This is a genomic window from Halorientalis regularis (genome assembly GCF_023698535.1).
Classification (GTDB): Archaea; Halobacteriota; Halobacteria; order Halobacteriales; family Haloarculaceae; genus Halorientalis; species Halorientalis regularis.
The window spans coordinates 166018-186697 of record NZ_JALJCL010000003.1; the positions used below are offsets into that span (position 1 = coordinate 166018).

Annotated in this window: 25 protein-coding genes; 12 read left to right on the forward strand and 13 right to left on the reverse strand. The window is 66.6% G+C overall.

Annotated features, from left to right (window positions below; genetic code table 11):
* Window positions 1-24 precede the first annotated feature (24 nt).
* The 3 genes from MU521_RS04885 to MU521_RS04895 all read left to right on the forward strand — a co-directional run bounded on the left by MU521_RS04885 (window position 25) and on the right by MU521_RS04895 (window position 1275).
* Window positions 25-294 carry a type II toxin-antitoxin system HicB family antitoxin gene (locus MU521_RS04885; protein WP_092687965.1) on the forward strand — a complete coding sequence of 90 codons (270 nt, stop codon included), beginning with the start codon at window positions 25-27 and terminating at the stop codon, window positions 292-294.
* Window positions 294-545: a type II toxin-antitoxin system HicA family toxin gene (locus tag MU521_RS04890; RefSeq protein ID WP_092687962.1), complete on the forward strand. Its 252-nt coding sequence runs from the start codon at window positions 294-296 to the stop codon at window positions 543-545. Before MU521_RS04885 ends, MU521_RS04890 begins: the two co-directional genes overlap by 1 nt.
* A 274-nt stretch (window positions 546-819) precedes the next feature.
* Window positions 820-1275, forward strand: a complete 456-nt coding sequence (locus tag MU521_RS04895; RefSeq protein WP_092687955.1) for a DUF5814 domain-containing protein — start codon at window positions 820-822, stop codon at window positions 1273-1275.
* On the opposite strand, the gene MU521_RS04900 is transcribed toward MU521_RS04895, so the two are convergent.
* The 4 genes from MU521_RS04900 to MU521_RS04915 are packed head-to-tail and all read right to left on the reverse strand — an operon-like array spanning window position 1276 to window position 2722.
* Window positions 1276-1482, reverse strand: coding sequence for a DUF8149 family protein (locus MU521_RS04900; protein ID WP_092687952.1), 207 nt, complete (start codon window positions 1480-1482; stop codon window positions 1276-1278). It lies immediately after the preceding gene.
* A 43-nt stretch (window positions 1483-1525) separates the two neighbouring features.
* The gene (locus tag MU521_RS04905; protein ID WP_092687949.1) at window positions 1526-2326 is read right to left on the reverse strand and encodes a PAS domain-containing protein; all 801 of its coding nucleotides are present in this window, start codon (window positions 2324-2326) and stop codon (window positions 1526-1528) included.
* A complete protein-coding gene (locus MU521_RS04910) occupies window positions 2323-2463 on the reverse strand; it encodes a hypothetical protein (protein WP_175452764.1) in 141 nt (46 codons plus the stop codon). Before MU521_RS04910 ends, MU521_RS04905 begins: the two co-directional genes overlap by 4 nt.
* Before the next feature lie 4 nt (window positions 2464-2467).
* A complete protein-coding gene (locus MU521_RS04915) occupies window positions 2468-2722 on the reverse strand; it encodes a HalOD1 output domain-containing protein (RefSeq protein WP_092688396.1) in 255 nt (84 codons plus the stop codon).
* A gap of 267 nt (window positions 2723-2989) precedes the next feature.
* On the opposite strand from MU521_RS04915, the gene MU521_RS04920 reads away from it, so the two are divergent.
* Window positions 2990-6955: a PAS domain-containing protein gene (locus MU521_RS04920; protein ID WP_175452763.1), complete on the forward strand. Its 3966-nt coding sequence runs from the start codon at window positions 2990-2992 to the stop codon at window positions 6953-6955.
* A gap of 16 nt (window positions 6956-6971) precedes the next feature.
* On the opposite strand, the gene MU521_RS04925 is transcribed toward MU521_RS04920, so the two are convergent.
* From MU521_RS04925 to MU521_RS04935, 3 genes are all read right to left on the reverse strand, one after another.
* Window positions 6972-7415, reverse strand: a complete 444-nt coding sequence (locus tag MU521_RS04925; protein ID WP_092687942.1) for a DUF8146 domain-containing protein — start codon at window positions 7413-7415, stop codon at window positions 6972-6974.
* 108 nt (window positions 7416-7523) lie between these two features.
* Window positions 7524-8141, reverse strand: a complete 618-nt coding sequence (locus MU521_RS04930) for an RPA family protein (RefSeq protein ID WP_092687939.1) — start codon at window positions 8139-8141, stop codon at window positions 7524-7526.
* Between the two features lies 1 nt (window position 8142).
* The gene (locus MU521_RS04935; RefSeq protein WP_092687936.1) at window positions 8143-9075 is read right to left on the reverse strand and encodes a replication factor A; all 933 of its coding nucleotides are present in this window, start codon (window positions 9073-9075) and stop codon (window positions 8143-8145) included.
* A 197-nt stretch (window positions 9076-9272) separates the two neighbouring features.
* Between MU521_RS04935 and MU521_RS04940 the strand changes: the two genes are divergently transcribed.
* The 6 genes from MU521_RS04940 (at window position 9273) to MU521_RS04965 (ending at window position 13589) form a co-directional block, all read left to right on the forward strand.
* Window positions 9273-9665 (forward strand): ArsR/SmtB family transcription factor, encoded by a 393-nt coding sequence (locus MU521_RS04940; protein WP_092687933.1) that lies wholly within the window; start codon window positions 9273-9275, stop codon window positions 9663-9665.
* A complete protein-coding gene (locus tag MU521_RS04945) occupies window positions 9662-10111 on the forward strand; it encodes an arsenate-mycothiol transferase ArsC (RefSeq protein ID WP_092687930.1) in 450 nt (149 codons plus the stop codon). Before MU521_RS04940 ends, MU521_RS04945 begins: the two co-directional genes overlap by 4 nt.
* A complete protein-coding gene (gene arsB, locus MU521_RS04950) occupies window positions 10104-11267 on the forward strand; it encodes an ACR3 family arsenite efflux transporter (RefSeq protein WP_092687926.1) in 1164 nt (387 codons plus the stop codon). Before MU521_RS04945 ends, arsB begins: the two co-directional genes overlap by 8 nt.
* Before the next feature lie 145 nt (window positions 11268-11412).
* Window positions 11413-12171, forward strand: a complete 759-nt coding sequence (locus tag MU521_RS04955) for a CPBP family intramembrane glutamic endopeptidase (RefSeq protein WP_092687923.1) — start codon at window positions 11413-11415, stop codon at window positions 12169-12171.
* A gap of 46 nt (window positions 12172-12217) precedes the next feature.
* Complete coding sequence (locus tag MU521_RS04960; RefSeq protein ID WP_092687920.1) at window positions 12218-12499, forward strand: DUF7091 family protein; 282 nt, start codon at window positions 12218-12220, stop codon at window positions 12497-12499.
* A gap of 31 nt (window positions 12500-12530) precedes the next feature.
* Window positions 12531-13589, forward strand: coding sequence for a mannose-1-phosphate guanylyltransferase (locus MU521_RS04965; protein WP_092687917.1), 1059 nt, complete (start codon window positions 12531-12533; stop codon window positions 13587-13589).
* Here the strand turns inward: MU521_RS04965 and MU521_RS04970 are convergent.
* From MU521_RS04970 to MU521_RS04985, 4 genes are all read right to left on the reverse strand, one after another.
* Window positions 13586-14371 (reverse strand): SDR family oxidoreductase, encoded by a 786-nt coding sequence (locus MU521_RS04970; RefSeq protein ID WP_092687914.1) that lies wholly within the window; start codon window positions 14369-14371, stop codon window positions 13586-13588. The genes MU521_RS04965 and MU521_RS04970 overlap by 4 nt on opposite strands.
* Before the next feature lie 32 nt (window positions 14372-14403).
* Entirely contained in the window at window positions 14404-14877 is a 474-nt protein-coding gene (locus tag MU521_RS04975) for a Tfx family DNA-binding protein (RefSeq protein WP_092687910.1), read from the reverse strand.
* A 145-nt stretch (window positions 14878-15022) separates the two neighbouring features.
* Window positions 15023-15517, reverse strand: a complete 495-nt coding sequence (locus MU521_RS04980; protein ID WP_092687907.1) for a TRAM domain-containing protein — start codon at window positions 15515-15517, stop codon at window positions 15023-15025.
* Window positions 15518-15717: 200 nt separating this feature from the next.
* Window positions 15718-16563, reverse strand: a complete 846-nt coding sequence (locus MU521_RS04985) for an alpha/beta fold hydrolase (protein ID WP_092687904.1) — start codon at window positions 16561-16563, stop codon at window positions 15718-15720.
* 113 nt (window positions 16564-16676) lie between these two features.
* Between MU521_RS04985 and MU521_RS04990 the strand changes: the two genes are divergently transcribed.
* The gene (locus MU521_RS04990) at window positions 16677-16847 is read left to right on the forward strand and encodes a DUF5786 family protein (RefSeq protein WP_092687901.1); all 171 of its coding nucleotides are present in this window, start codon (window positions 16677-16679) and stop codon (window positions 16845-16847) included.
* A gap of 55 nt (window positions 16848-16902) precedes the next feature.
* On the opposite strand, the gene MU521_RS04995 is transcribed toward MU521_RS04990, so the two are convergent.
* Window positions 16903-18846 (reverse strand): methyl-accepting chemotaxis protein, encoded by a 1944-nt coding sequence (locus tag MU521_RS04995; RefSeq protein ID WP_092687898.1) that lies wholly within the window; start codon window positions 18844-18846, stop codon window positions 16903-16905.
* 120 nt (window positions 18847-18966) lie between these two features.
* On the reverse strand, window positions 18967-19959 hold the full coding sequence (locus MU521_RS05000) for a radical SAM protein (protein WP_092687895.1): 993 nt from the start codon (window positions 19957-19959) through the stop codon (window positions 18967-18969).
* 103 nt (window positions 19960-20062) lie between these two features.
* Here MU521_RS05000 and MU521_RS05005 point away from each other — a divergent pair, with 103 nt between their 5' ends.
* Window positions 20063-20617: a phosphate-starvation-inducible PsiE family protein gene (locus MU521_RS05005; RefSeq protein ID WP_092687892.1), complete on the forward strand. Its 555-nt coding sequence runs from the start codon at window positions 20063-20065 to the stop codon at window positions 20615-20617.
* Window positions 20618-20680 lie beyond the last annotated feature (63 nt).

Genomic DNA, 20680 nt, shown 5'->3' on the forward strand with positions numbered 1-20680 from the left:
CGGATTCCGGACCTACCACTGTGTATGGCGAGTTCGACCCGGGACGGGGACGCTCACGAGGGAGCGATCCGACTCTGGCGCGAGGACGACGGGTGGATCGCGAAGGACGTGGAAACCGGCGTCACGACGCAGGGGCCATCTCGGGAGGCGGCACTGGAGCGCCTGGACGACGCGGTCGCACTGCACGAGGGAGAACGCGGACGCGAGCCGACCGACGAGGAACTCCGCGAGCTTGGGATCGACCCAGCCGGCAACACCACCGGAGAGCAGGAACCACCGGACGTTCTCGATTGATGGGACGGCGGACCGTCTCCGGCATGGAGGTAGCCACGGTGCTCGTCAAGGTCGGCGTGTTCGAGTGGCGACGGACCACTGGCGACCACGCACAACCGTCCTACGAACATCCGACGAACGAGGACGACCAGCGGCGGGTGACGGTCCCCCTTCACGACGAGCGCCGAACCGGCACACTCCGGGAAATCGCCGAGAGTGCCGGTGTCTGGGGCTTCGAGGCGTGCTGTGACTGGATCGACGAGAACGCGTGACGGTAACCGTACTGACCGTCGGCGGCGGCTGGACGACGGCGTACTTAGGCGTCGAGCGATTCACCACAGGCTGGACACGACGACTGCCGACCGTCGAGGTCGGTCGGCTGTCCGGTCCACCCACACACTGGACACTGGATCGGAGCGTCGGGCATGCGCTTGGTCCCGACGACGCCGCGCGGAAAAGCCTGGTGTCGAGCGGCCGTGACGGTCCACACCGTGGCCCCCAGTTCCGAGACACTTTTGCGCATCAACCGTCTACGAACACCCACGCGTGGCCATCACGGACAAGATCTACGTGAAGAACCACCGGCAGATCGCCTCCCAGCTAGAGACCTCCATCCCGAAGGGGGCGTTCTCCGGGGCGACACTGGACATCCTCTACCAGGGCGACGGGCTGGCCAAGCTCGACGACGCCACCCGCGACCGGGTGCTGGAGTTCGCCGAGGACTTCCTGGACTGTGACTGTGAGGCCAATCCCCACTGTGGCCACCCCGAAGAGAAGTTCGTCGACTACCTGCTGGAGTTGCGCGCCCAGGGGCTGGGCCCCGACGCCATCGTCGACGTGATGGGCGACGACTACATGCTCTACGCCTATCCGGGCGACATCCTCTCCTTTCTCGACGACTCGGTGCGGACGCTGGAGGCAGTCGAAGCGCTGGCCGACGTGGACGAGAACGGAGCGATGGCCGACCGGGCGCGACGGCTCCGGCAGGACCTGGTGCGGTAGCTACTCCTCGTCGAGGAGTCCGAGATCGTCGACCACCAGGTCGGCGAGGTGGTCGGCGATCTCGGGGTCGACCTGTGCGATCTCCTCGCCGTCGTGGAGCTGGTCGTTGTGGCGCTCGATGGCCTCGTCAACGTCGTCCAGCGCCACTCGGGTCGTGGTCCCGCAGTCGTCACAGAAAACCGGAACGGACGGCTCGTCGTCTGACATCGGTACGTAGTACTCGCCAAGCCGAGGGTATAACGGGGTCGGTTCAGGCCTGTTCCGCGTCGCCGTCGTGGACGATCACCAGGCTCTCGTCTTCGAGGCGGACGATGCGGGCCTGCAGGGCGACCGTATCGCCGTCTTTCCGGCGGGCGACACACTCGCCGGTCCAGCGCCAGTCGTCGGCGACGGTCGGGAGGACCGACGAGGCGATCCGGTCGGCCTCGGCGTCGGTGTAGCAGTCCTGCCACGGCCGCCCCTCGATCTCGTCGGGTTCGTAGCCCAGCCGCGTCGCGTAGACGGTGTTGGCGAACTCGATAGTCCCGTCCGGATCGACGATAGCGATGCCTTCCTGTGCAGCCTGGGCCGCTGCCAGCCCCCGCTGGGCCGTGGTCGTGGCAGCCTGGTGAGCCACGAGTCGCCGGACGCGCTGGCCGAGCAGTTCCAGTGACCGGAGGCCGTTCTTCTCGAGATAGTCGGTCCAGAGCCCGTCGAACGTGGTCGCGGGAACGTCACGAAGCGATTTGACGGTAAAGAGGATGAACGGGAGCGTCTCGTCCCGGTCTCGAACGGCCGCGAGCAGGTCGTCACCGTCCGGCGTCGAGCCGTCGAGGTTGCTGACGACGCAGTCGACGCCGTCGAGCTGTTCGAGCGCCGCCTCGACCGAGCCGACCGTGACGACGTGAATCCCCTCCTCGGTCCCGAATGTCGCCTCGACCAGCGAGGCGAACTCCGCGTTGTCGTCGGCGTAGAGGACCCTGATCGGCGCGGACGAAGCGGGGAGATCCGGGGCCGGAAGCTGGTCCGGTGCCGGCCCCGTCGCCGTCGCTTCGTGCCAGTGCCTGCTCATGGTTCGACGGGGCAGGTGCGGTCCGATTGGATCCAGGCGTGTTCGTTCTCGCTGTCCGAGATCATGGCGACCGTGACCGATCCGAGTTCGTACTCCTCGTAGGTGTCGCCCATCCGCTGTCGGAAGTCGTCGTACATGGTATCAGGCCTCGTAGACCGCGCTCCCGACCTCGATACGGCCGTCGCCTCGAACGGTCACCGTCGTTCCGTCGTACGTGAACGTGACTTCGAGGGCAGCCGTGTCGCTCTCGCAGAGTCGGTCCAGTGCTTCGAGGTCGATCTCCCAGTATAGCGGCACGTCGAGGTCGGTCGGATCGACATCGCGTGCGTCCGCTATCGACTCGATCACTCGCGTGCTGATCCGTTCGACCGCCGCCTGTCGTGAGTGCGCTCCCATACACACCCGAAGGACTGTCGTCGCCATCCCTTGCGCCGACATATGCCGAACCATCGACCCGATCCGGACGCTATGTGTATAGCCCCGACGGGCCGATCGCCGTGCCGTCGGCCGGTCCACCGGGGAGTGCCGATCGTGGCCGGTTCGGCAGGCTCGGTCGCCACCTGCACGAGGCTCGCGCTCTCGGTTGCCACTTTTGAGCTACTTCGTGTCGACTCAGTTCAACAATCGTGTAGATTTTTCAACCTGCTGTGCATAGCAAGGGGAATGCGCGTTCGCGTCCCCCGTCGCTCGGTCGGTCGGGACCGGTCGGGCCGAGGATGGCACTGGCCCCTGGCGGTCACGCTCGTGGCTGTCGGAAGTGTGCTGCTGGCGGGCACCGGCGGCGCGTTGCTCCGGGCGCTCGCCGGGATAGCCGGTGGTGACGGCGTCGTCCCGGTTCTCGTCGTCGGGCTCGCAGTCGATCGCGACGCCGGCGGTGTCATCGACCGCCTGATCGAACAGGTGCGACGGCTCGAGGACGGCGACTACGACATCGACGTGCCGACAGACCGGGACGACCGCGTCGGTCAACTCGCGACTGAACTCGACGAACTGGCGGCGACGCTGGCGGCCGCCGACGATACGAACGGATCCACCGAGGGCGAGACACCAGCGCCACCGCGGGGCGAGAGTCGATTCGAGGCCGTCTTCGAGGACCCGAGGATGCTCGTCGGGCTGTTGGACCCCGACGGGACACACCGGCGGAGCAACGAGACGGCGATGTCCTACATCGACGCGGATCAGGAGGCAGTCGCTGGCGTTCCCTTCTGGGAGACGCCGTGGTGGGCCGGCCACGAGGACGCACAGGCGATGATCCGGGAGAAAGTCGAACGGGCAGCGACCGGCGAGTACGTCAGTTACGAGGCGGATCTCACCGACGCGGCCGGCGAGCGGTTCAGCAGAGAGGGGACGATTCGTCCCGTCACCGAGGACGGTGCGGTGGTGTCACTGGTCGTCTCGGCCCGGGACGTGACCGAGCGCAAAGAGCGCGAGCGAGAGCTCGAACGGTACCGTGGGCTGGTGAACGCGATGCGTGACTCCGCCTCCATCTACGACGCGGACGGCCGGTTCGAGGTCGTCAACCAGGCGCTCGCGAACTTCTATCGAACGACGCCCGAGGACCTCGAAGGCACGCAGAGCCACCTCGTCGAACACGTCCGGGAGTCGGGCGACGGCGAGACCGACCCCTACCGGGAACTGGTCGACGGCCACCGGGACGAGATTCGCGGGGAGTACGAGTCGACGTATCCCGAGGCCAGCCACGCGGTCGTCGAGTACCGGATGACGCGCCTGACCGTCGACGGCGAGTTCGGTGGCATCGTCGGAGTCGCACGCGACGTAACCCAGCGCAGAGAGCAAGAACGCCGGCTCAGAGCGATCGTCGAGAACACGAGCAACCCCATCTACATCAAAGACCGCGAGGGGAACTACCAGTTCGCCAACGAGGCCAGCGCGGCGTTCTTCGGGCTCGACCGGGACGAACTCGTGGGCAAGACCGACCGCGATCTGTTCGACGAGGAGAGCGCGGCCTCGATCCGCGAGGACGACCGCGAGATCCTCGAAACCGGCGAGTCCATCGTCATCGATCGGACCCGGCGTATCGACGGCGAGAAGGCCGTCTTTCTCGAAAACAAGTACCCGTTCCGCGACGAGAACGGCGAAATCGTCGGTATCATCGGCATCAGCCGGGACGTCACCGAGCGCACGGAGAAGGAGCGGGAGCTCGAACGCTACAGAGAGTTCACGGACGACATCCTCGACGCCATCGACGACGTGTTCTACGCGCTCGACCGGGACGGCAACCTGACGCGGTGGAACGAGAGCCTCCCGGCCGTGACCGGCTACGACGACGCGGCGATCGCCTCGATGCACGCCACCGACTTCTTCACCGAGGCGGATCGGCCCGACATCGAGGCGGCCATCGACGAGGTGCGTGAAACCGGCCGGGCTCGCGAGGAGGTGGATTTCCTGACCAAGGACGGCGAGTCGATCCCCCACGAGTTCGTGGCGACACGGGTCCAGACCCCGGACGGCGACCCGGCCATCGCCGGCATCGGCCGGAACGTCACCGAGCGCAAGGAACGGGAAGAGCAACTCCGGGAACGCGAGCGTGTACTCTCGACGCTGATCGACAACATCCCCGGCATGGTCTATCGCTGTGCGAACGAACCGGACTGGCCCTTCGAGTTCGTCAGCGAAGGGTGTCGCGACGTGACCGGCTACGACCCCGAGACTATCGAGGACGGCGACCTAATCTGGGGCGAAGAGGTCGTCGACGACGACACCGACGAGATCTGGACGACGGTGCAGGACGCCGTCGAGAACCGCGAGCCCTTCCAGCTCACCTACCGGATCGAGGACGCCGACGGCGAGCGACGTTGGCTCTGGGAACAGGGCCGCGGGGTGTTCGACGACGACGGTGACCTCCGGGTGCTGGAGGGCGTCATCATGGACGTCACCGACCGGAAGGAGCGGGAACTGGCCCTGCAGTCGCTCCACGACGCGGCCCGCGATCTTATAGGAACCGAAACCGAGAACGACGTGGCCGACCTGGTCCTCGACGTGGCGACCGAAGTCGTCGATACTCCCGGGGTCGGCATCTACCTGCTCGACAGCGAGACGAATACACTCGAACCGACCGCGTTCACCGACACCTTCGCCGACCTCTACGACGGACCGCCAGCGGTCACCGTCGGCGACGCCGACTCGCTGGTGTGGAACACCTTCGTCACCGAAACCCGGACCATCGTCGAAGACGGCGAGGCGACCGACGGCACCGGGCTGTTCGACGACGGCGTCCGGAACGGCGTCCTCGTGCCCATCGGCGACCACGGCGTCTTCGTCGCCCTCTCGTGTGACGGGCGACTCGACGCCACCACCCGTCAACTCGTCGAGACGCTCGTGGCGACGACCGAGGCCGCGCTGGACCGACTCGAAAGCGAGGCGGCGCTCCGGGAACGCGACGCGGAACTCAAAGCCCAGAACGAGCGGCTCCGCCGACAGGTCAAGATCACCGAGATCATCCGCTCGGTCGACCAGTCGCTGATCGGCGCGAACGCCCGCGAAGAGATCGAACGCGCCGTCTGTGAGCGACTGGTCACCGACGACACCATCAGCTTCGCCTGGATCGGGGCGCTCGACCCCGACGAGGAGTCCGTCACCGCCCGCCAGTGGGCCGGCGAGGGTGAGAGCTACCTCGACGCCATCGCCGCCGACGGCACCGCGGCCACCCCGGAACCGGCCTGGCAGGCCGCCCGGACCGACTCCCCCGTCATCGTCGAGAACGTCGTCGACGACCTCCAGCGGAAAGGGTGGCGCAAGCCCGCACTGGCGAACGACTTCCACTCGGCCGTGGCCGTCCCCCTCGTCTTCGACGAATACTCCTACGGCGTCCTCGCCGTCTACGCCACCGAACCCGGCGCGTTCGGCGACCTCGAACGGTCCGTGTTCGCCGAACTCGGCGAGTCCGTCGCCAACTCGATCACGGCCGCCAAGACCCGCCAGGCGCTCCACGCCGAGACCCTGCTGGAACTCGAACTCCGGTTCGAGGACGCCGACGACCTGCTGGCCCGCATCGCCCGCGAGGCCGACAGCCGCGTCGAGTACGAGGGACTGGCCACCGGCTCCGACGACGACGACCGTATCTTCTTCGTCGCGCACGATGCCGACCCCGACGCCGTCCGGGACGTGCTGGACGGCCTCGTCTCCGTGAGCGATAGCCGGCTGATCAGCGACGCCGACGGCGCCCTGTTCGAGGTGACGACTACCGCCCCGCTCGTCGCCGCGAAACTCGTCAGCCACGGCGGCCGTCCCCAGTCCATCACCGCCGACCACACCGGCATGGACGTGGTCGTCGACCTCTCGACCGGCACCGACGTGCGCGAGTTCGTCGAGATGCTCCAGGAGGACCACCCCAGCGTCGAACTCGTCGCCCGACGCCAGGTCGAGCGCAGTACTCACACCAGACGGGAACTCGTCACGACGCTGTTCGAGACCCTCACCGACCGCCAGCGCGAAGTGCTGGAGACCGCCTACCTCGCGGGCTTTTTCGAACAGCCCCGCGAGACGACCGGCGAGGAACTCGCCGCGATGCTGGGCGTCTCACAGCCCACCGTCAACCGCCACCTCAGACTCGCCCAGCAACGGCTCATGGAACAGCTGTTCGCGACCGACTCGGAAGACAGTCGATAGGTTCGAGACGGCCGGATCAGATCGACTCGTCGAAGCTACTGCCGATCCGATAGGACGGTTCGTCGTCCTCGTCCTCGTCGCCGTCCAGGTCTTCGAGCTGGATGACCTCCTCGCCCTCCTCGTGGGCGTCGAGTTCCTGCCGGAGCTTCGTCACGTAGCGTTTGTGTTCCTCCAGCTGTTCGCGGAGGTGTTCGGCTTCCAGTTCAAGCCGCTCGTGTTCGCGCACGAAGCTCTTTGGCACCTCGACCTTCGGTGGGAAGCTCGTCCCGCTCGTCTCGGTACTGTCGGTCAACTCGTGTTCCGGGACGACCTCGACCTGGCCGTCGTGGGCAACGAGCAGGTCCACGTAGTCGCGGAAGACGGCCGAGAGCGAGAGATCCCGCTCCTCGGCGATCTCGCGGAGCGTCTCGAATTTCTCCTGGCTCACGCGAAAGGAGATCGTCTTGTTCTTGTTGCCCATCGTACGCCCAACTCGTCACTACTCCTACTTGAAGGTTTGTCAGACGCTCGCACGTTCGTCGCGGCGGGTGAAAGAAAGTCGAGCGCGTGACGGCGACCCGACGGCCCGTCAGGGCGAGGCTTCGACCTGCTCGTCGTCCGCTTCGAGGCTTTCCAGAGCCTCGGTGACGGCCCGGCGGTAGTTCTCGACCGGCAGGTCGTACTCCTCGCGAGCCATCCGGACGTACTCGTCGACGGCCGCGCCGTCTTCCTCGTCGGCCGCGTCGAAGCGCTGGATGCGGTCGATGGTCCGCTCGGCGGTCTCGACGACCCAGCGGTCGCGGGTGGCCTCGCCGACCGTCGTGATCGACTCCGGCCGGACCGAGACGTTCACCTCGCCGTCGTCGGTCTCGTAGGTCCGGGGCTTGCCCACGATGGACACGTAGGCCGGCGGCTCCAGCTCCCGGAGCATCGAGGCGGCGTCGGGCTGGTACTGTCCGGCGTACATGAAGAACGTGTCGCCGTTCGGGTCGACGACCCGTCCCTGCCAGTACTCGCTGTCCTCGCCCACGTCTTCGGTCTCGGTGAGCGTCCCGACGAGGAAAATCCGGTTGACCCGCTCGCCCGTCGGGAGCAACAGGTAGACCGGCGCGCGTTCGTCGTCCGATTCCTTGAACGTGTAGCTCGCGTCGTTGAACTCGCGGGCGAACACGCGCCGCGCGACCTCTCGGGATGGGACTGCTGCCATGTTAGATCGACCTCGCTTTGATGAGCGTCTCTTCGGCATCCACCGGCCCGTCCAGTTCCTCGACCTCGTCGGCCAGGACGTACCGGCTGAAGGTCGGCCCCGTCACGCGGTAGTACCGACCCAGCGTCTCCTTGCGCATCTTGTCGGCCACGACCGTCGTGTCCAGCGCGTCCATGGCCATCTCCTTTGCCTCTTCGAGCGTGATCCCCGTGAAGTCCTCCGTGGCCTCCTTGTCGAAGATCACCTCGTGCACGTCCTCGCCGTCGTCGAGGACCCCCTTGATCCGGAGGTCGAACTCGCCGTCGGCCTCGCCGTGTTCGGAACACCGGCCGTTCTGGAGGACGCGCGTACAGTCCTCCTCGGGACAGCGCTTGATGAGTCCGGAGCCACTCTGGATGTCCACCAGCGCGCCCTCGACGGTCGTGTCGTCGTCGCCCACCTCGATGTCCTCGTCGGCCGCCTCGATGACCGTCGTCCGGTTGAGCTTGACCGAGAATCGCCCCTGGTACTCGTCGGTCACGACGTTTCGCAGGTGGTAGACCTCGCCGTCTTCCAGTTCAGGCAGGTCCGATTTCGACCACTTCGTGAACTTGATCGTGCCCGTCTCGTCGCCGAGCAGGCCGACCTGCGCGACCGCGTCGCTGTTTGGCTCCCACAACTCGACGACCTTCGCGGTCAGGTCGACCCACTCCTCGGCCGCGTCCACGTCGCTGACCTGGACCTGCTCGTTGCCGCCACCGCCCGACAGTTCCTCGCGGTCCATGCCCGCCTCGTCGAGGTACGTGCTGGTGACGCTCCGGCGCGCCTCGTCGAGTGGCACCTTGTACTCCTCGACGAGCGTCTCCAGTCGCTCGTGGACGTCGTCGACCGAAATCTCTAGCTGATCGGAAAACTGCTCGTGTATCTCTTCCGCCTGGGTACGCAAATCTGTCATTGCTCTCACTGCCTCCGCGTCGTTTTCAATGGGAGGCAAGTGAGCGTTGGTCGGCTTCGGTCATAAAGGCTCGCCCCGGCCGGAGTGAAAGTGAAACCAGCAGACTGCGGCGGGACAGACTGGACTCTCTGCGGCGGTCACAGCCGCCGACACGGGTTCCGAAACCCATATATGAACAGTTGCTCAGATATGCAGGTATGAGCGAGACCGAGCGGATCGAGCGGCTCATCACCGAGGAGTCGGGGGAGTGCTGTGCCGCCGACGTGGAAGAGCGACTGGACACGCTCCGGGAGTATCGGTCGTGGGCCGACGACGACTACGCGACCGACCTGAACGCGCTGAAGACGCTGGGCAACGACACGCGCTACGAGATCGTGCGGTTGCTGACGGCGGCCGGGCGGGAACTGTGTGTCTGTGAGGTCGAACCCGTCATCGACGTGAGCGACAGCGCGATCAGCCACGCGCTCTCGGACCTCCGGGACGCGGGCCTCGTGACCCGGCGGAAGGACGGTACCTGGCGGTACTACGAGGCGACCGAGCGGGCCGAGGCACTGCTCGCCGCGCTGGACGACACGCGGGGTGGCCAATGACGGTTCGCGTCGCGTTCGTCTGCGTCCAGAACGCCGGCCGCTCCCAGCTGTCGGCGGCCTTCGCCGAGCGGGAACGCGAGGAGCGCGGACTCGAAGACGACGTGACGATCCTGACCGGCGGCACCCACCCCGCCGACGCGGTCCACGAGGAAGTCGTGGCGGTCATGGCCGAGGTCGGGTTCGACCTCTCGGGCCGAGAGCCCCGCGAGATCGGCACCGGGGAACTGAACGCCTGTGATTACGTCGCGACGATGGGCTGTTCGACGCTGGAACTGGATGCGGACGGGCCGGACGTCCGCGACTGGGCACTCGACGATCCGGACGGACAGGACCCCGAGGAAGTGCGAGCGATCCGCGACGAGATCGAGGGTCGCGTGGGCGACCTCTTCGACGAGATCGAGCGAGCGGTCGAGGAGGAACGCACGGCGGAGGTGACGGATGAGTAACGCCGCTCACGACCACGGCCCGGACTGTGAGTGTGAGAGCTGTGGCGACCCGCGGTCGATGGACTTCCTCGACAAGTACCTCACCGTCTGGATCTTCGGCGCGATGGCCGTCGGCGTCGGCCTCGGGTTCGTCGCGCCCAAAGTAACGAGTCCGATCCAGGAGTTCCACCTCGTGGAGATCGGACTCGTCGCGATGATGTACCCGCCGCTGGCCAAGGCCGACTACTCGCAGTTGCGCGCGGTGTTCAGCAACTGGCGCGTGCTGAGTCTGAGCCTCGTCCAGAACTGGCTCATCGGGCCGACGCTGATGTTCGGGCTCGCGGTCGTGTTCTTCAGCGGCCTCGTCCCCGGCCTGCCCGCGCGGCCGGAGTACTTCCTCGGGCTGGTGTTCATCGGGATGGCCCGCTGTATCGCGATGGTACTGGTCTGGAACGAACTGGCCGAGGGCTCGACCGAGTACGTCACCGGTCTCGTCGCGTTCAACAGCCTCTTCCAGATCCTCACGTACGGCGTCTACGTCTGGTTTTTCGGCCTCGTCCTGCCCCCACTGTTGGGCATGGACGCGCTCGTCGCCGGCATCCAGACCTTCGACGTGACACCGATGCAGGTGTTCGAGGCTATCGTCATCTTCCTCGGCATCCCGTTCGCCGGCGGCTTCCTCACCCGCTACGTCGGGACCCGGTGGAAGAGCGAGCGGTGGTACGACGAGCAGTTCGTTCCGAAGATCGATCCCCTGACGCTGGTCGCGCTCCTCTTTACCGTGATCGTGATGTTCGCGACCCAGGGCGAGAACATCGTCGCCGCGCCCGGTGACGTGTTGCTCATCGCCGTGCCGCTGACGATCTACTTCGTCGTGATGTTCCTCGTCAGCTTCGGCATGGGGAAAGGGATCGGCGCGGACTACTCGACGACGACGGCCATCGGCTTCACGGCCGCCTCGAACAACTTCGAGCTCGCCATCGCCGTCGCGGTCGCGGTGTTCGGCGTCGGCTCCGGCGTCGCCTTCACGACCGTCGTCGGGCCGCTGATCGAAGTCCCCGTCCTGCTCGCGCTGGTCAACGTCGCGCTGTACTTCCAGCGGCGGTTCGACTGGAGCGGGACCGCGCCCGATGGTCGTGACCCGTCGCCCGCCGAAGTAACCACCGAGGACGATTGACGAGGGACGCGAGCGGAGCGAACGTCCCGAACGGGTGAGCGGGGAGGAACGACCCGCGAGCCGGGCGGTTCGCTCCCCCGAGCAGAACCGTCGGGCGGGCGATGAGAACTCGCCGGTATTTTGGTCGGCCACACGAACACTCGGTATGGACGTATCGACGGCGCTACCCTGGCGACGCGTCGGGTTGCTCGCGGCGGGACTTGGCCTCACCATCGGCGGCATCATCCTCGGCGTGGGCGTGCTGTTCGCCCTCATGGCCGTTCTCATCCTGGGTCTCGGACTCGACCTGTCGAGTCAGAGCCTCCTGATCTTGAACCTGATCGCCGTCCAGGGCGTGGGCTTCCCCGTCGTCGGCTACGCGTACCTCCGATATCGAGGCCGACACGTGTGGGAATTCGTCCCGACCGCGATCCCGAGTCTCCGCCAGATCGGCGTGATCGTCGGCGGCTGGCTCGGAGCGCTCGTTCTCGTCAGCATCGCCGGCGTCGTGATCCAGCTCACCGGGACGACGGCCGCGGAGAACCAGGCCGGGCAGGTCGTCGCCGAGAACCCCGAATTCGTCCCGTTCCTGCTCCCCTTCGTCTTCCTCCTCAACGGCCCCGGCGAGGAGTTCCTCTTTCGGGGTGTCATCCAGGGCCGGTTCCGCGAGGAGTTCGGCCCTGCGGCCGCCATCGTCCTCGCCACGCTGATGTTCGCACCGATCCACGTCTTCTCCTTCGTCGGTGCCACTGCACAGGCGGCGCTCGTGACGATCAGCATCCTCACCGTCCCGAGTCTGGTCTTCGGCGCGGTCTACGAGATCACGGACAACTTCACCGTCCCGGCGCTGGTTCACGGCCTCTACAACGCGACGCTGTTCGGCAGTATCTATCTGGCCGACACCGTGGCACTGGCAGGCATATGACCGGATCGAGCGCCGTCTCTTAGTAGCCGGCCCTCCAACTGCGGGTATGGACGACGACGGGCGACTCCGACGGTTCGTCGAGAACCTCCGGTCGGCCGGCGACCAGTTCGCCGAGGCGAAGCGCGCCTACAGCGACGCCAAACGGGCCGCGCTGGCCGACCTCCCGCAGGACGACCGGGGCCGCGCGAAGCTCGTCTGTCGCCGCTACGCCGAGCGACGCGCCGTCGCGCTCGACGATGCCGGTCGCCCCGCCTGTTTCGACCCCGACCACCGCGACTGTCAGGGCTGTGTCGAGGACGTGCGCGAGGGCGTCGTCGAGACCTGGTAGGCTTTTTGCCCCGAGCGGCCGTCGGGTCGGTATGGACCGTCCGCTCGTCGCCGTCGTCCTCGCCGGCGGCACCGGCACCCGGCTCTACCCCGCCAGCCGGAGCCACCGGCCAAAGCAACTCCAGTCGTTCGACGGCAAGCAGTCACTACTCTCGGCCACCGTCGACCGCGCCGGCTTCGCCGACGACGTGTACGTCCTCACCCGCCCGGAGTTCGCCGAGTCCGTCCGCGAACACGCGCCACAGGCCGCCGTCCTCACCGAACCCGCACCGAAAGACACCGGTCCTGCCATGGTGTACGCGGCCCATCGCATCCGCGACCAACTGAGCGAGGCCGTCATGGTCACCCTGCCCAGCGACCACCGCATCGACGGCGACTTCGCCGGCACCGCCCGCGCGGCCGCGCAGGTCGCCGACAGCACCGGCGGCCTCGTCACCGTCGGCGTGGAACCGACCCGCGCCGCGACGGGGTACGGATACATCCAGCCCGGAGAACGGCGGGAGGTCGACCATCGGGAGCCCTCCGAACGGGCGAGCGGGGAGCAACGACCCGCGACCCGCGACGGCTACCACACCGTCGCCTCCTTCACTGAAAAGCCCGACCGCGACACCGCCGACCGATACGTCGAGCAGGGGTACTACTGGAACGCCGGCATCTTCGCGTGGACGCCCAACGCCTTCCTCGGCGAGGCCCGGCAGTCCTCGCTGGGCCCGCTCGTCGAGGCCATGGACGACGGCGACCCCGACCGCGGCTTCGCGGCCGTCGACCCCGTCAGCGTCGACTACGCCGTCCTCGAACGCACCGACAAGGCCTACGTCGTCCCCGCGAGTTTCGAGTGGGACGACCTGGGCTCGTGGGACGCCGTCGAACGCCTCTTCGAGGCCGACGAGGCGGGCAACGTGGTGCTGGGCGACGCCCTGCTCGAGGACGCCACGAACGCTGTCGTCGCCACCGACGGCCACGTCAGTGCCGTCGGCGTCTCGGATCTGGTGATCGCCAGCTACGGCGACCGGACGCTGGTGATCCCGAAGGATCGCGCGCAGGAGGTCCGCGACATCGTCGCGCAGTTGCGCGATGAAGACCGATATTAACTCCGCAGACTCCCGCCGTCGACCGGCACCGCCGCGCCGGTGACGTAACTCGCCGCCTCGCTGGAGAGCCAGGCGACGGTCTCGCCCAGTTCCTCGGGATCGCCAATCCGTTCCAGCGGGATGCCGTCCGACCAGTCGTCCAGCCCCTCGTCGTAGCTCTCGTACTCGCCGCGGTCGATGTTCTGCTCGATCAGGTCCTCGATGCGGCTGGTCTCGTGTGCCCCCGGCAGGACCGCGTTGACCCGCACGTCGGGCGCGAACTCCCGCGCCTGGGTCTTCATCAGCCCGATGACCGCCCGGCGGACCGAATTCGAGAGGACCAGCCCGTCGATGACCTCCTGCACCGACCGGGAGGTGATGTTGACGACGGTCCCCGCGTCGCTCTCTTGCAGGTGTGGATAGGCTTCCCGGGTCGTCCGCACGACGCTCATCACCAGCAGGTCGTAGGCCGAGTAGAAGTCCGCGTCGTCCATGTCGAGGAAGGGTCCGCTCGGCGGGCCGCCCGCGCTCGTGACGACGTGATCCAGCCCGCCGAAGGCATCGACGGTCTCGTCGACGAACCGCTCGATGTCGTCGGCGTCGGTGATGTCGGCTTCGACGGCCAGCACGCCGCCGTCACCGAGTTCCTGCAGGGATCGCTCGGCCTCGTCGAGGCGCTCCGCCGACCGGCCACAGATCGCAACGTCCGCGCCCTCGCGGGCGAACGCCTCGGCGCTGGCCAGACCGAGGCCGCTGCTGGCTGCCGTACACAGTACCGCGTTCCCGTCGAGTTCGAGATCCATGTCCGGGCCGACGGCGGCCGCCACCTAAAGGCTCACTCCTCGGGCCGCTGGCGCACCCGCACCGCGCCGTCGCTGGTGACGCCGACGAACAGCCGCCGATCGACGTTGCGCCCGACCACCGCGTCGCCCGCCTCGTCGCTGATCCGCTTCATGAGTTCCGGGGCCGTGTGGTTCACCTTGACCCCGACCTCGTCACACTCCGCGAACACCCGCGCCGGTACGTCGTAGAGGTCCGTCCCCGCATCGAGGGTGATCTGGACCGGCGCGCGCAGCGTCTCCGCGAACGCGATAGTCTCCCGGGCCTTCGAGACGTTGTCGCGGGCGCTGGACTCGACACTGGAGACGTTCGCTCGCGACGTGCCCAGCAACTCGGCGATCTCGGCCTGCGCCAGCCCCCGCTCGCGCAGTGCCAGCACCTCCGCCTGTCGCCGCGTCAGGACGTTCTCCGCGGGGTCGAATCCCGCCCGCTCCAGAATCCCGTCGACGTCGATCTCGTCGTCAGTCATTCGTGTCTCCCACGTATCCGTTGCACAGCGGTAACACCGCCCGCGCGAAAAACCCACCGTCCGAAGGCCCGCGACACCCGCCAGGTTTTGGCCGCCGAGGATCCGGATTGTCCACAGTCCTGCCGGTCACGACCCCCGAGCCGCTTCAACTGCCCCAGAAGTTGTCCCGGCTCCCGAGGTGTGGCTTGTCCTCGTCCTCGTCGTCGGCCTCGGCCTCGTCGGCATCGGCCTCGTCGTCTATCTCGGCCTCCACGTCCTCGTCCTCGTCCGCTTCCTCGTCCTCGTCCGCTTTCTCGTCCTCGTCTTCGAGCGGGAGGCGCTCGACCTCCTCGGCCTTGGCGTGGTTCGAGTGGACGCGCGTGATCTGGACGCGTGCCCGAGCCTCCGGCAGGACACCGTCGACCATCACGATGAAGCCGTCCTCCGTGCGGCCGACGCCGGCCCCGCTCTCGTGGATGTCCTCGACCGTCACGACGACTTCCTCGCCCGGCTGGACCGGCTGTTCTTTCAGGTCGCGGATCGGCTGGTTGTAGTGGCTGCACCACTCCGCGCCGCCGCGGTCCCCGTAGTGCTGGCACCCCATACCTTCGATTCGTTCGCTAAAACTGGGGCAGTCGTCCGCCAGTGGACAATCCGGCATACAGAAGCGTACTCACAGCGGCAATTAAACGCTTACGACCCACCTTTTTACTTCGGGGGGTGCGCGGAGCGCACCCCCGCTCGCAAAAAGCTGGATCAAAAACTACGGACTTCGCGCCGGCGGCGCGAAGTCCGGTGCTGTGCTGGTGCTACCACCCCGCTACCGCACCGCTACCGTCCAAACCTGTCGAAATATCGCGGCTATCCCGCGAACAGCTCCCGGATCGGGTCGATCTGTTCGGGCGTGTTCAGCGCCGGTGCGTGTCCGCAGTCGACCTCGACCGTCTCGGCGTCGGGCTGGACCTCCAGCATCCGCTCGAACGGTTCCGCGGGCAAGATGTCCGAGTCCGTTCCCCGAAGGACCAGAATCGGCACGTCGATGGCCGCCCACACGTCCCACGGATCGGGGCCCTCGTCGTCGTCCTCGCCCGCGAGGATGCGCGGATCGTAGTGTGTCGTGACACGACCGTCGTCGGTCCGCCGCGCCGAGGTCACGGTCAACCGCCGGTACTCGTCGTCGGTCATCTCGCTGAACCGCCCCTCGTACAGGTCTCTGAAGTACGCTTCCAGTTCGGTCATCGTCTCGACGGTCGGTGGATTCGGCACGTACTCCATGATCCGCCCGAGCGCCTCGGGCGCGGAATCGGCCTCCGGATTCGGCGGCATGTCGTTGATCACCAGCCGCTCGATCCGGTCGGCCAGCGGTCCCCCGGCCAGCGCCATGCCAAGCCCGCCGCCCATCGACGTGCCGACGTACCGGAGCGAGCCCAGGTCGAGCGCGTCACAGAACCCGACCAGTGTCTCGACCATGGCCGCGTTGCTGTAGCGCGCCGCGGGGTCGTCGGCCCACTCGCTCCAGCCCCGTCCCGGCATGTCCGGACAGACCACGTGGTAGTCACCCTGCAGTTCGCGCGCCAGCGGGTCGAAGTCCCGCCCGTTCCGGGAGAGGCCGTGGACGCACAGCACTGTGGGGTCGGCCGGGTCGCCCCATGCCGAGTAGTGAATCTCGATCCCGTCGACGGTGACGAACTGGTCGCGTCGTGCCATGCCCCCGCTTGGTCGGGCCCGCTCAAAAGTCCCGGTGGCGTGGTGGGCAATCACATCCACGCCACGAACAGACCGGGGGGATTTTACTCCGGGAGTCTCTGGGGTGGTACACAATGGGCTTTGGAAGCTACGACGAATCCGAGCAGAAAGATCAGAGCGTCGAGGCAGACGAGGACGAAGCGGTCAACGTCCACGAAGACCACGACACCGGTGACGTCGAGTTCCAGTCCGACAAGGACACCGACGAACTGGTGGACCAGCTGCAGCACATGAAAGAAGACTGATTTTTTGTCGGATTGCCCGCCACTGGCGCGCGATCAGACTAAATAGATCGACGGTTCAGTTCCCACCGTCACCGACCGCGGGGTTCGAGCCCGTCGCGTCTCGACTCCCCGGCTGGACCGTGAACTCCGACAGCAGCGACTGCAGGTCCTCGGCGCGGGTCCGCAGCGTCGAGACGGCGGCCTCGGCCTCCGAGATCGACGCCGACTGTTCCTGTGCGACCCTCGACACCGTGTCCGTCTCCTCGGCGGTCTCGCGGCTGAGATCCGTCACCTCGTCGATCATCGCGACGGCTTCCTCCGTGGACGCGGCCTGCTCGTCGACCGTGTCGCTGATCTCCTGGACGCCGTTGTCGGTTTCGGCGGCGTTCTCCGAGACGTCTTCGAACGCTTCCACGGCGTCGTCGATCGCCTCGATCCCCTCGACGACGCTCGACTCGGCTTCCTGAGCCTTCGCGACTGCTTCCCGACTCTCCGCGCGGGTGCCCTCGATGAGCTGTTCGATGTCGCCCGCGGCCGACCGTGTCTCTTCGGCGAGGTTCTTGACTTCGTTCGCGACGACGGCGAAGCCATCGCCGGCGTCCCCGCCGCCGTCCCCGGCGCGGGCCGCCTCGATGTTGGCGTTCAACGCGAGCATGTTCGTCTGCTCGGCGATGTCGCCGATCAACTCGACGATCTCGCCGATCTCGTCCATCTGCTCGTCCAGCGACTCGACGCGTTCGACGGTCGACTCGATGGCCGTCCGAACGTCCTGGGCCTGCTCGCGGGCGCGGTGAGCGGTCTCTTCACCGCGGTCCGCCACGTCGGCCGTCGCCTGTGAACTCTCGGCGACGGTCTCGGCCGAGGCGGCCACCTCCTCGATGGTCGCCGACAGGTCGGTCATCTCGTCGGCCGTGGCTTCGAGTTTCTCGCGCTGCTGGTCGGTCGCAGTCGTGATCCGCTCGACGGACTCGGTGAGCGACTCGGAGGCCGTCCGTGCCTCGGCGGCCTCGGTCGAGACCTGGTCGCTCTCCGTCGCGACCTCGTCGGCGAACGTCTGGATCTCGTCGACCGTCGACTCCAGTTCGGCGAGCATGCCGTTGAACGCCGTCCCGATCTCACCCATCGCGTCGTTCTCGTCGTCGATCTCGACGCGGACGCTCAGGTCGCCGTCCGCCGCCCGATCCATCTGAGCCCGGTAGCGGTCGGCGACCCGTTCGAGGTGCTCGTTGCGTTCGCGGACCTCGGCCATCTTGCGTTCCGCCTCCGCCTTCGCCTCCTCGGCCTCCTCCCGTTGCCGTTCGATCTCGGTCTGTTTGGCCTCCAGATCGTCGATCTGCTGGGCGCGGTCCCGGGCCTGTGCCAACTGTTCGCGAGCCTCCTCGCGGGAGCGTTCGGTCGACACCCAGTTCGACAGCAACGCGAGCGCCAGAAAGAGGACGAAGATTCCGTGGATGAGGCCCCAGACCCACGGGTTGTTGATCGCGGCCGTGTGATTGTACACGCGGCTGGCCTCGATGGTGCCGAACACGCCGTGGGTGAAGACGACGTAGCCCAGTCCGAGCGCGAACGGGAGCCAGTCCTCGTAGGTCGCGACGACCGCCATCGCGACGAAGAAGTGGAAGTGCGCCTCGATGTATCCGCCGGAGAACTGCACGAGGACGACCGACGAGGCCAGCAGTGCGGTGATCGATAGCGCCGTCCGGACGCGCCGCGAGAACGGGCCGAACCAGGCCGCCGCCGCGAACGCGAACACGATCCCGATCTCCAGAAAGATCAGCGGGAGCGGCGTCGCCGGAATGCGCGCCGCCGCGATAGGCGTCGTGCCGCTGTAGATACCCAGCAGGAACCACAGCGGCAGTTGCAACAGCGTCGCGACGATCACGTTCCGGTGGCGCGCCCGCCACGTCGCTTCCGGAATCGTCGTCCCGTCCGGAATATAGGATACGAAGGTCGCGAGCGCGTCCCGGAGACTGTCGTCACCCGACGCACCCGTCCCGGCTGTACCAGAGACCCCTGACATAGCCGTACAATCGGCACCGCAAATAAGAAACTTCGGTCAACGTACTCAGCGTTGATAATGTGGTCGGCCAGCGGGAGTGAGAGGGTTCACGCGGAGCGCGAATCTCCATGCAGTACGGATTTAGACCGGCGTCCGCTCCACGACCTGCCCGTCGTAACTCGGATACTGCTCGACGATCTCACCCTCGTCGAGGTCGCCGTCGGCGATCATCTCTTCCAGCAACCACCACGCCACCTCGACGTGGTCGGATTTCACGGTATAGAACTCTTCGGGCACGCCCAGGGCCTCGAAGCGCTCGGGGTCGGCCCAGGTCTTCCCGTAGACGAGGGTCCCGTCGTCGGTCACCTCGTCGAAGGGGCGGCGAACGGTGCGAGCCATCCGCTTGAGCCGGCGGCGATGCTGGGCGGCGTCCTTGAATACGGAGGTACAGAAGTACACTTTCTCGTGGTCGCCCATCACTTCCAGAATCTCTTCCCTGGAGTCCTCGACGGCGCTCATGTGGCCCTCTTTCAGTTCGTACCCTTTCTCCTGCATCCGCCGGTAGTTGCCGTCGGACATCTCGAACTCGTTGATGTTACAGAAGTCGGCCGCGCCCTCGTCCAGAAAGTCGAGAAACTCCGTCTCCGGGCGGATGCCCGGGATCTCGAACGCGGGCGTCAGCCCCTCCTCGCGGGCGGTATAGAGGATGTCCTCCCACTCGGTGCCGTGGAGGTCGCCCCACTGCTCGAACGGCGGGTGGAAGCGGATCTCGTCGAGACCGGCCTCGCTCAGGCGGCGCATGTTCTCGCGGCCGCCCGTGATGCCGGTGTAGAGGTGGGTGTGGAAGTCCTCGCCGTACTCGTCTTTCAGCATGGAGAGATAACGAGTGGTTCGCTCCATCGCTTCCTGGGGTTCGCCGCCGGTGATCGAGGCCCCGAGGGCGTCCATGCGCTCGGCTTCCTCGATCACGTCCTGGTCGTCCTCGACCTTTCGCTCGTTGGCGTACACGTCGGTGACGTTCTTGCGGTTCTCCCCCAGCGGGCAGTAGAAACAGTCGCGCTGGTCGCAGTAGCCGTAGACGAAGAGGACGAGCTTGCCACCCTCTGCGCACTGTTCACAGCCCTTCGAGATCATCGGTTACCCCTTCTTTCCCGTCGAGCGGCAAAAGCCGTGCGAAACGGAACTGGTGGTTCCCGGTCGACACCGGTCTTTTCGGTGTTCGGGCCATGGTACCGGTATGGATGGCGAGGGCTCGGGCCAAGACGGCGGCTCCACCGACGAGTCCAACAGTGAGGCAACTGCCGTGGGAGAGTCGGAAACCGCACTCTCGGGAACGAGAATCGACCCGTTCGTCAGCTTCTCCGAACGCGTCATGCAAGTCGTGGAACTGATCGCAGGGTTCGTCCTCGTCGTGCTGTTCGCAATCGGTGTGTTCGACCTCGGTCTCCAGATCGTCGAGGAGATACGGAGTGGCGATATCAGCGAACCGCTCGTCGTCATCGGATTCATCGACACCGCACTCCTGCTTTTCATCATCGTCGAGGTGTACAATACTGTCATCGCCTACGCGCGGTCGGACGAGACGGCGCGTATCCTTCGGCTGGTGATCTTTACTGGGGTCATCGCGCTGGTCCGGAAGGCGATCGTCTTCCGCACGGGTGAGTTCGAGACGAAGACGGACGCGCTGATGGTTGCGGCCTCCTACGCCCTGCTCACGCTGACGCTCGGGGTACTGTTGTACGTCAGTTACCAGTACGTCGGCAGCGAGGGCGACGAACCGGCTGGCCTCTAGGTCAGTGGACGCCAGACGAGGGCGGTACTCTGGTCCACCTACCGGGCCGATCCACGACTATTC